This window comes from Streptosporangium sp. NPDC053982 (genome assembly GCF_055585205.1).
Genome location: NZ_JBVJKQ010000036.1, coordinates 2,762 through 9,889 on the forward strand (window position 1 = coordinate 2,762; position 7,128 = coordinate 9,889).

At 67.7% G+C, this 7,128-nt stretch carries 9 protein-coding genes and 2 tRNA genes; 5 read left to right on the top strand and 6 right to left on the bottom strand.

All coding sequences use genetic code 11. The annotated features are described in order from the left end of the window. On the bottom strand, positions 1-983 hold a 983-nt coding region (gene lgt, locus ACZ6W9_RS36790), incomplete at its 3' end, for a prolipoprotein diacylglyceryl transferase (protein WP_470121846.1). Between the two features lie 186 nt (positions 984-1,169). Here lgt and ACZ6W9_RS36795 point away from each other — a divergent pair. Then, positions 1,170-1,748 (top strand): dihydrofolate reductase family protein, encoded by a 579-nt coding sequence (locus ACZ6W9_RS36795; protein WP_362935821.1) that lies wholly within the window; start codon positions 1,170-1,172, stop codon positions 1,746-1,748. On the opposite strand, the gene ACZ6W9_RS36800 is transcribed toward ACZ6W9_RS36795, so the two are convergent. Continuing rightward, positions 1,730-2,440 carry a helix-turn-helix domain-containing protein gene (locus ACZ6W9_RS36800; protein WP_389970344.1) on the bottom strand — a complete coding sequence of 237 codons (711 nt, stop codon included), beginning with the start codon at positions 2,438-2,440 and terminating at the stop codon, positions 1,730-1,732. The two genes, ACZ6W9_RS36795 and ACZ6W9_RS36800, sit on opposite strands and share 19 nt — an antisense overlap. A gap of 138 nt (positions 2,441-2,578) precedes the next feature. On the opposite strand from ACZ6W9_RS36800, the gene ACZ6W9_RS36805 reads away from it, so the two are divergent. After that, on the top strand, positions 2,579-3,160 hold the full coding sequence (locus tag ACZ6W9_RS36805; protein WP_470121847.1) for a hypothetical protein: 582 nt from the start codon (positions 2,579-2,581) through the stop codon (positions 3,158-3,160). A gap of 208 nt (positions 3,161-3,368) precedes the next feature. Here ACZ6W9_RS36805 and ACZ6W9_RS36810 read toward each other — a convergent pair. The 4 genes from ACZ6W9_RS36810 to ACZ6W9_RS36825 all read right to left on the bottom strand — a co-directional run bounded on the left by ACZ6W9_RS36810 (position 3,369) and on the right by ACZ6W9_RS36825 (position 4,527). Beyond that, a tRNA-Phe gene (locus ACZ6W9_RS36810) sits at positions 3,369-3,441 on the bottom strand. A 238-nt stretch (positions 3,442-3,679) separates the two neighbouring features. Next, complete coding sequence (locus ACZ6W9_RS36815) at positions 3,680-3,940, bottom strand: Txe/YoeB family addiction module toxin (RefSeq protein ID WP_389970350.1); 261 nt, start codon at positions 3,938-3,940, stop codon at positions 3,680-3,682. Then, complete coding sequence (locus ACZ6W9_RS36820; RefSeq protein ID WP_389970353.1) at positions 3,937-4,203, bottom strand: type II toxin-antitoxin system Phd/YefM family antitoxin; 267 nt, start codon at positions 4,201-4,203, stop codon at positions 3,937-3,939. The genes ACZ6W9_RS36815 and ACZ6W9_RS36820 overlap by 4 nt, the downstream gene beginning before the upstream one ends. A 255-nt stretch (positions 4,204-4,458) precedes the next feature. Beyond that, a tRNA-Phe gene (locus ACZ6W9_RS36825) sits at positions 4,459-4,527 on the bottom strand. 51 nt (positions 4,528-4,578) lie between these two features. On the opposite strand from ACZ6W9_RS36825, the gene ACZ6W9_RS36830 reads away from it, so the two are divergent. From ACZ6W9_RS36830 to ACZ6W9_RS36840, 3 genes are all read left to right on the top strand, one after another. Then, positions 4,579-4,851: a multicopper oxidase domain-containing protein gene (locus ACZ6W9_RS36830; RefSeq protein WP_470121848.1), complete on the top strand. Its 273-nt coding sequence runs from the start codon at positions 4,579-4,581 to the stop codon at positions 4,849-4,851. Between the two features lie 10 nt (positions 4,852-4,861). After that, positions 4,862-6,106: a hypothetical protein gene (locus ACZ6W9_RS36835; RefSeq protein ID WP_470121849.1), complete on the top strand. Its 1,245-nt coding sequence runs from the start codon at positions 4,862-4,864 to the stop codon at positions 6,104-6,106. A 132-nt stretch (positions 6,107-6,238) separates the two neighbouring features. Beyond that, positions 6,239-6,766 (top strand): site-specific integrase, encoded by a 528-nt coding sequence (locus ACZ6W9_RS36840; RefSeq protein WP_470121850.1) that lies wholly within the window; start codon positions 6,239-6,241, stop codon positions 6,764-6,766. The last annotated feature ends 362 nt before the right edge of the window (positions 6,767-7,128 follow it).

Sequence of the window (7,128 nt, forward strand, 5' to 3'; positions counted from 1 at the left end):
GAGGACCCGTGTCGCGAGGACTCGTGTCGCGAGACCTCTTTTTGCGAAGCCGGGTGCTGTGAGGACCCGTGTCGCGAGGACTCGTGTCGCGAGACCTCTTTTTGCGAAGCCGGGTGCTGTGAGGACCCGTGTCGCGAGGACTCGTGTCGCGAGACCGGTACCGCGACCTGTTCGGTGTCCCTGTCGCGGGTCGCCCAGAGGTAGACCAGCGCGCCGGCGAACAGCACGATCGAGGTCCACTGGTTGATCCGCAGTCCCAGGAGTGTCACCGCGTGGTCCACGCCGCCCACCGGGTCGATCCGCAGCCCCTCGATCCAGAACCGCCCGAACGTGTAACCGGCGACGTAGACGGCGAACAGGCGGCCGTGATGCAGCGCGAACCGCCTGCCTGCCAGGATCAGCCCGAAACCGAGCGCCGCGTCCCACAGCGACTCGTACAGGAACGTCGGGTGGTAGAGCACGCCCGGTTCGCCGCCGTGCGCCTGATCGATCTCCAGGCCCCACGGCAACGTGGTCGGACCGCCGTACAGCTCCTGGTTGAACCAGTTGCCCCAGCGGGCGATCGCCTGCCCGAACGCGATGCCGGGCGCGACCGTGTCGGCCACGGCTCCCAGGGACAGCCCCCGGCGACGACAGGCCAGCCACACGCCCACGCCTCCCAGGGCGACCGCGCCCCAGATGCTGAGCCCGCCCTCCCAGATGAACAGCGCCCGGTAGGGCTCCTTGATCGCGCGCGGCCCGAAGTAGGTCTGCCAGTCGGTGATGACGTGGTAGACGCGGGCGCCGATCAAACCGAAGATCACCCCGGGGACCGCGATGTCGCCGATCGCGCCCTTCTCACCGCCGCGGGCGCGCCAGCGGCGCTCGCTGAGCCAGATGCCGAAGCCGATCCCGAGGATGAAGCACAACGCGTACGCCCGGATCGGGACGAATCCGAGATGCCAGACCCCCTGGGGAGGGCTGGGAATCGAGGCAAGCATCATGCCGGTGAGGGTAGTCAGCCCGAGGCCGCCTGGCCGCCTCCGTGACCTGATCGCAGCCGTCGGCGATCACTGCGGCGGTGTTCCGGCACACGTTCCGGACCCGCTGTCGTTTCCGTCCAAGACGGCCGCCGCGGCCGAGATCTAGCGTGGACCCGGCAGCTCGCCCGAGCATGAGGAGACAGCACAATGCGTGACCTGGTCTACACCGGTTTCATGTCACTGGACGGCGTCGTGGACTCGCCCGGCGGCGGGCCGGAAGAAGAGCACCGCAGCGGCGGCTGGGTGGTCAAGGACCTCGAGTTCGTCCCGGAGGCCTGGTCGCTGAAGGGCGAGGAACTCGCCGACACGACGGCGCTGATGTTCGGCCGCCGCAGCTACGAGCTGTTCGCGCCGGTCTGGCCCGGCTCGGAGGACCACGCCGACTACAAGGAACTGCCCAAGTACGTGGTGTCGACCACGCTGTCCGACGACGCCCTCGTCGACGGGTGGGGGCCGACGACGATCCTGCGCTCGACCGAGGACGTCGCCGCGCTCAAGGAGGGCGAGGGTGGCGCGATCTTCATCCACGGGAGCGCGGAGCTGGCCCGGCGGCTGGCGGACGCGGACCTGATCGACCGGTACAACCTGCTCGTCTTCCCCGTGCTGCTCGGCGCCGGGAAGAGCCTGTTCGGCCGGGCCGACCGGGACAAGCACATGCTGACGCTGCGGGAGTCGGAGAGCTACTCGAACGGGATCCTGAAGCTGGTCTACGACGTCAGGCGCTGATCCAGGTCGAGGGCGATCGCGCCGCCGGCGCCCTCGCGCAACTGCCCGACGGTGCGTCCGACGTAGGAACGCAGAGCCCGGGCCAGGTGCGGCTCGTCGAAGTAGCCGAGCTTGGCGACGACGTCGGCGGCCGGACCACCGGCGGCCAGCAGCTCCGCCGCCGTGCGGGCCCGCTCGATCTGCCGGACCGCGCCCCGCGTCAGTCCGGTCGCGGCGCGGAACCGGCGTTCGACGGTACGCCCCGAGACCGCCGGGCGGTGACCCCGCAGCACGTCGTTGACGAGCGGGTCACGGACCAGGGTCCCGGCCCGGACGAGACCGTCGACCAGGTCCTCGATGTCATCGGGGCCGGGCGTCTCCCAGCGCGCGCCGTCCAGCCGGAACGTCCGGCGCGTGGTGCCGGGGAGCACGACGCCGCCGTCGACCAGCGCCGACGCGGGCATGTCCCGCAACGAGGTGCCCACGGCGAACTCGATGCCGGTGAAGGTCGCGCCCTCCGGCACCGGCGCCGTGCCGGTCCGGGTCTCGGGACCGGTGATGCTCGTGTACGCCCGGCCGGCCTGCTCCCAGAACACCAGGCCCCAACGCGCCCCCGCGACGGACGTCATCGCGGTGACCTGCTCGCTCGTGCATGTCCACACGCTGTCGATCCACGGCGAGTCGGACCGGCGTATCTCGAACCGCAGCCTCACGGGCGAAGGATACGCAGCTTCGTCCGCTTCCACGACCTCCGGCGCATCTGCATGAATCTCCTTCTCGACCTCCGCGCCCACCCACAGGCGGATCATGACGACGCGTCGACGACGGAAGATCGACATTAGGGTGACGCCATGATGATCGAGCACCCACCCGGGTGGCGTCTCCTCACCGCGGTGGCGATCGCGGCGTTCATCAGTCTGTGGTGGTCCAGCGTGCCCTTCCCGTACGCCGAGGGAGGAGTCTTCGGGCTCTTCGTCTGGGTGCCGCTCGTCCTGTACTGGCTCATCCGCCTGTGCGTGGCGATGGTGACCGGATGGCGGACGCTGTCGATGCGGTTGCTGCTGCGCTGGCTCCCGGTTCCCCTCATCGTGCTCGGCGTGTGGGGCGTCATCCACCTGGACGGTTCCTTCTCGGCGCGCTTCGCGCTCTCGCGGTCCGGCATGGAGCAGTACGCCAGATCGATCATCGACGACGGCGGACGCACCGACCCCGGATGCCGATGGGCGGGGCTCTACCACGTCTGCGGACATTACGCGGGCGAAGAGGACGGCACTCCCCCCACCGCACGGCTCGAGGTGACCGACTGGCCCGTCGGGGGGTCACGGTGCTTCAGCTGGACCCCCAACGGCCGGCCTCGGCCCCAGGGTCACGAATACGGCCTCAGGCACCTCACCGGCCCCTGGTGGGGATGCAGGGGATGGGACGGATGGTGACGGCGTCCCACCTGTCGCCCGGCGCGGAACCTCGATGGAGCCGGACAACCCCTGACGAGGTGAGGAGATTCGCGAGGCCGCCGGCCTCGAAGGCACGCGCTTTCATGATCCCCGGCACACCTGTGACCCTGCTGCTCAACCTCGCTGTCACCCTAGATCAAAAAAGCCCCGAGCGATCATCACTCGGGGCTTCTCTGCTGCTCAGGTGTGGTGGTCAGGGGCAGGGTCGAACTGCCGACCTTCCGCTTTTCGGGCGGGACAACTGCCCTGCTCGCCTGACCGAGGCCATGGTCAGTCACATGTGGACGGTGACGCGGATGTGCTGGTGTGTGGGCATGTTGCTGCCAGTGCTGCTGTCACATCAGCGCAGGTCACCTCGCACCGGACCGTCCATCGGGCCCCGGGGTCGATCGTCCTGGCCACAGCCGGCGAGTGACAGGCGTCTCCCGTAAGAGGGGCGCCGCAGGCTTCCCGCTCTGAACCGAAGCGGGATGCCGAGGCTCGTCGGCCGGGCGGATGCTACTTCTCGTAGTGATAGCGACAGGCGGCGATCATGATCGTGTCGTCGTTGACGCGGTAGACGAGCCGGTGTTCTGAAGTAATGCGCCGGGACCAATAGCCGGACCATTCGTACTTCAGCGGCTCTGGTTTGCCGATGCCTTCGTTCTCGTTTCGGGCTATGTCGGCGATCAGCTGATTGATCCTTTTGAGGATCCGTCGATCCTCTCGCTGCCAGTAGCAGTAGTCATCCCAGGCAAGCTCATCGAAGAGGAGCTTCACGAGGTGGTGCCCTCATCGGCCAGTTCACGGACGGTGCCGCCGCCGGCCTCCAGGCGGGCGACCGCCTCCGACAGACGTCGGCGGTTGGCAGGCGAGGCCATGAGGTAGAGCGTCTCGCGCATCGATTCGTATTCATGCTGCGACACCATGACGACGCCTTCCCCGCCAGGGCGGGTGATGAGGACTTCTTCCTGGTCATTGATGACAGCGTCGAGGGTGGCGGCGTAGTTGGCCCGCGATTCGGACATGGTCATCACCTTCATGGCTTCAGTGTACGTGATGATGTACATCAAAGATGCTGCGGTGGGTCCGTGCGCGGGCATGCGTAGAACTCAGGCCGTTGCATGAGGATACGAACGAGATGGAGGATTGCCGGCTGCCTCAAGAGCTCAGAGGTTGGCATGGACGAGCACTTCCGCTATCTCCGAGAGATGGCCGAAGACCGGTGAGGCTGCTGTCACTGAAGATCAAAAAAGCCCCGAGCGGTCAACGCTCGGGGCTTCTCTGCTGCTCAGGTGTGGTGGTCAGGGGCAGGGTCGAACTGCCGACCTTCCGCTTTTCAGGCGGAGCGATCATCCTGCTCCTCTCAACAAACACGAGGTCGGAAGGCTGTAGACGGCTGCCGACGTGTGCTCGCGGTGGCGTTCCGCGCGGCTGATCCCGGTGTGTGGATGAACCACTGCCACAACCTCGCGCACGCCGACCAGGGGATGGCCGTGCATCTGCGGTACGAGGGCGTGCCATCCCTTTTCACGGCGGGCACGGCGGTTACACCGCGTGAAAGTTTCACGGCGGGGCAAGGCGTCCCTCCACCGGGCGGAAGTGGTCTTCGCAGGAGACGAGCGGGGACGGGCAGGCACGGAAGGATCATGCCGTGGGCAACCGATTGCCCGGATTTTACGGCTATATAAGGATTCTCGCGTGACTGATCGCGCACCCGCCGGGCCGGTGGAGATCACAGAGCCGGAACCGGCCGACGCGGGACCCAGCGCACGTCCTGGCGAGGCTTCCAGCAAGACGACCGGCGAATCAACCGGTGAGGTGGCCGGGCGGCGGTGGGTGCCCAGGTTCCTGACCGACCCCGGCGACCGGATGGCCCTGCTGCTCTGGGCGCTGTCGCACGTCGGTGTGCTGATCTACGCCTACCTGGCCGGCCCTGGCCGGACCACCGACCCCTTCCTCAACCGGTTCACCCGCTGGGACGCCGAGAACTTCATCGCCATCGCCCAGTTCGCCTACGACGGCCCCCCGGGCATGCAGGACGCCGAGAAGCTGCCGGCGTTCTTCCCCGGCATGGCGATACTGATCAGGGCGATGCGGCTGGTCATCGAGGACGGCCGACTGGCCACGATGATCATCTCGCTGGTGGCCAGCGCGGTGCTCGCGGTGGCGCTGTCGCGGCTCGCCGAGACGTACGCGACAGGCAGCGGCCGGTACGCGGTGGCGGCGCTGTTCCTCAGCCCGTTCGCCGTGTTCCTGTACTCCGGCTACTCGGAGGCGCTGTTCCTCGCCCTGGCCGTCCCGGCGTGGCTGCTCGCCAGGAACGGCCGCTGGGAGGACGCCGCGCTGTGCGCCACCGGAGCCGCCACGGTGCGCATCTCCGGCCTGTTCCTGGCCTTCGGGCTGCTCGTCATGTTCCTGATGGCGGAGAACGGCCGCAAACGCCCGGGCGGGTGGCGCCTGCTGCCCTGGCTCGCGCTCCCTGGTGTGCCGTTCGTGCTGTACAGCTTCTACCAGTGGACCCGCACCGGCGACTGGCTGGCCTACAACTCGGTGCAGGACCGATTCTGGGGCCGGCACGCCGTCTGGCCGTGGGAGGCGCTCGTCAACACCTTGAACATGTCCGACGACGTCGCCTCGCTCACCACGTCCTACTACGAGGAGATCATCTCGGCCGCGGTGCTGCTGGTGCTGGCCTGCTGCCTCGCGGTACGGCGCAAGTGGCCGGAGTTGGCGTACATCATCCCCCAGGTGCTGTCCTTCCTCACCCTGTCGTCGTTCTACATGTCGATCGGCCGGGGGTCGCTGACCTGGTTCCCCCTGTGGATCGCCATCGGCGTCGCGGGGGTGCGAAGACCCTGGGTGTGGCTGGTGAGCATGGCCATCATGATCCCGGTCATGGCGATCAACACCGGGAACTTCACCACAGGCTCGTGGGTCGGCTGACACCACCCGCGCCCGACGATCCACCGGCGTGCGTCCGGGCGGGCGCGGGGCGGCGGGTGCCGTCAGGGCCAGGAGTCCTGCTCGGGGTCGCCACCTTCGTCATCCGATGGCAGGAGAACCCGTACCGCAGGACTGCCAGGCCCGCCTGCGGCGCGGGAGCTCCTCGGGCTCCACTGGGTGGACATCGACCTCGACGCCGCGAAACTCGAAGTGATCCAGACCCTCCAGCGGGTCGGGGGCCGACTTCAGTTCGTCCGGCCCAAGACCAACGACTCCGAGCGAACCGTCCCGCTCCCCTCGATCTGCGTGGAGGCCCTTCGGGAGCACCGTAGGCGGCAGTTCGCCGAACGCTCCGACCACTGGGACGGCTGGGAGGAACACGGCCTCGTCTTCCCATCCCGGCGTGGAACCCCGATGGAGCCGGACAACCTCCGGCGAAGCTGGGGAGCGATCCGCGAGGCCGCCGGCCTCGCGGACATGCGCTTTCACGATCTCCGGCACACCTGCGTGACGCTGCTGCTCAACCTCGGCGTACCACCCCAGGTCGTCCGCGACATCGTCGGCCACAGCGACATCGAGGTGACCATGACCATCTACGCCCACGTCTCCCTCGACGACAAGCGCCGCGCTCTCGGCAAGCTGGGGGATGCTCTCGGCTGAACCTGAGTTCCCGGATCGCCCTGGCTGCTTCGGCTGGGGCGATCTTCGTTTGCCGAGAAGATCTCTTGGAAGTTCGGCATATACCAAGATTCGGCATGGTCCGCTGCTTTAGCCTGGGACGGCTACATGTGGGCCAGCAGTCCACACCGCTTCCTCATCGACCCGTGTCGAGTGCCGTGTTCTTAGGCCCCGACAGCGAGAGGAGGTGATGCATGTGACTGCGAAGCACCGACGTCCGCGTCGATCGCGGCCTTCGGTACGGTCCGTCCTAAGGCGTGTCTGATAATTCGGCGTGGCGGAGCCAGAGCAGCAGGGAAGCGATGGTGACGCCCGCGAGGTAGCGGCCGGCGAGCTTGTCGTAG

Coding starts and splice junctions, on each gene's coding strand:
- ACZ6W9_RS36820 (WP_389970353.1), bottom strand. CDS start 4,203: ATGAAGGTGATGACCATGTCCGAATCGCGGGCCAACTACGCCGCCACC.
- ACZ6W9_RS36805 (WP_470121847.1), top strand. CDS start 2,579: ATGATGATCGAGCACCCACCCGGGTGGCGTCTCCTCACCGCGGTGGCG.
- ACZ6W9_RS36795 (WP_362935821.1), top strand. CDS start 1,170: ATGCGTGACCTGGTCTACACCGGTTTCATGTCACTGGACGGCGTCGTG.